Origin of the sequence: Kitasatospora sp. MBT66 (assembly GCF_000710405.2) — a bacterium.
Taxonomy (GTDB): domain Bacteria; phylum Actinomycetota; class Actinomycetes; order Streptomycetales; family Streptomycetaceae; genus Kitasatospora; species Kitasatospora purpeofusca.
Genome location: NZ_JAIY01000007.1, coordinates 367,552 through 369,476, shown reverse-complemented (window position 1 = coordinate 369,476; position 1,925 = coordinate 367,552). Strand labels below are relative to the sequence as shown.

Here is a 1,925-nt window from a genome sequence, read left to right as displayed (position 1 = left end):
GCCGGCCGCGCCGTCCTCCTCGACCCGGGCCACAACACCGGGAACTCCGCCCACACCGCGGAGATCAACCGCAAGGTCGACATCGGCAACGCCCGCAAGGAGTGCGACACCACGGGCACCAGCACCAACAGCGGCTACAGCGAGGCCGAGTACTCCCTCGACGTGGTCCACCGCGCCCGCGCGATCCTCGCCGCCCGCGGCGCCACCGTGGTGCTGGTGCACGACGGCGACCGCCCGTGGGGGCCGTGCATCGACGAGCGCGCCCGGATCGGCAACACCGCCCACGCCGACGCCGCGGTCTCGGTGCACGGCGACGGCGGACCGGCGAACGGCAGCGGATTCCATGTGATCATGCCCGCCAAGGTGGTCGCCGGGAAGGCCGACACCGCGGCGATCGTCGACCCCTCGCACCGGCTGGGCCTGCTGCTGCGCGACAGCTTCCACGCGGCGACCGGCGAGCCGTACGCCGACTACGTCGCGAGCAAGGGCCTGGACACCCGTTCGGACCTCGGCGGGCTGAACCTCTCGACCGTCCCCAAGGTGTTCATCGAGTGCGGTAACATGCGCAACCCGGCCGACGCCCGCCGGATGACGGACCCTCAGTGGCGCCAGCAGGCCGCCCAGGGGATCGCCGACGCACTGACCTCGTTCCTGACCACCCGGTAGGAGCCCGTCCGGCGGCCCCGGCACCCGCCACCGGCCCGGTTGACGGGGCGACGGACCGGGCACTGGAACGATGGACGGGCCGGTGGACGGGCCGGGGCCGGAAGCGCGCGATTTGCAACGACTTCGCCCCATTCCCGAGCCCGCTGTGCACCCGCGAGGCCGTTGGCCCTAGGCTTCTGGTCCGTTCGGGGTTTTCCCGCCGGTCAGCCGACCGGACGGGCGCCGGAACCACATCGGCCGAGCGCCGAACCGAAAACCGCCGACCACGACACACCAACGAGGGGAACGTTAGTGAATCTGCGCGCTCTCACCAAGGGAGACGCCGCCGTCGCAGGTGCGGCCGTCCTGCTCTTCATCGCCTCCTTCCTGCCGTACTGGACCGTCGAGTGCAAGGGCAAGTACTGCGGCGACACCTCGACGAACGCCTGGGACAGTGTCCTGTTCCCCGTGCTGCCCTCGGTCTTCCTGCTCGGCATCCTCGCCGCCGCCCTGATCCTGGTGCAGCGCTTCCAGGGCCAGGCGGCCGCGAACCGTCAGATCCTCGGCCTGCGCCTGGACCAGTGGGGCATCGCCTTCTCGGTGGCCGCGCTCTGGACCGCGGTGTGGGCGCTCGGCGGCGGCCTCGAGGGCATCGGCCACGGCATCGGCGCCTGGCTGGCCGTCATCGCGCTGATCGTGCTGGCGGGCGCCTCCGCCGGCGGCCAGCTGATCCCGGTGCTCAAGACCCCGCTGGTCACCGACCGGCCGGCCGCCCCGGCCGCCTTCCCGGCCGGCGGCTACCCCGCCCCGGGCCAGCCCGGTCAGCCCGGCCAGTACGGCTATCCGGGCCCGGGCGTCGACCCGAGCCAGGCGCAGTCCCCGGCCTTCGGCGGCCAGCCCGGCGGCTACGGCTACCCGTCCCCGCAGGCCGGCCAGCCGGTCGCGGGCCAGCCGCACGACCTCGCCGCCCAGCAGGCCGCGCACGCCGCCGAGGCCGAGGCCGCCCGTCAGGCCTCCGTCCAGCAGGCCGCCCAGCCGCAGCCCGCCCCGGCGGCGGACTTCGCGCCGTTCTGGTTCGCCGTCCCGGCGCCGCGTCAGCTGGCCCCGAAGGACAACCCGGCCGGCGGCCCGGTCGGCGAACTGGTCCCCGGCACCTGGTACCTGGCGGTCGAGCAGCGCGGCGCCGCGCTGGTCGCCCAGCTCCAGGACGGCACCCAGGGCGTGCTGGCCGACACCTCGGGCATCCAGCGCGGCTGACCCCGCCCGAGACCCCGTACGGC

Annotated in this window: 2 protein-coding genes; both read left to right on the top strand. The window is 74.4% G+C overall.

All coding sequences use genetic code 11. The features are described from left to right. Window positions 1-666 (top strand): N-acetylmuramoyl-L-alanine amidase (locus BI06_RS21175; protein WP_043470485.1); only part of this gene is annotated, 666 nt, incomplete at its 5' end. A 291-nt stretch (window positions 667-957) separates the two neighbouring features. Beyond that, window positions 958-1,902, top strand: a complete 945-nt coding sequence (locus tag BI06_RS21170; protein ID WP_030391615.1) for a hypothetical protein — start codon at window positions 958-960, stop codon at window positions 1,900-1,902. Window positions 1,903-1,925 lie beyond the last annotated feature (23 nt).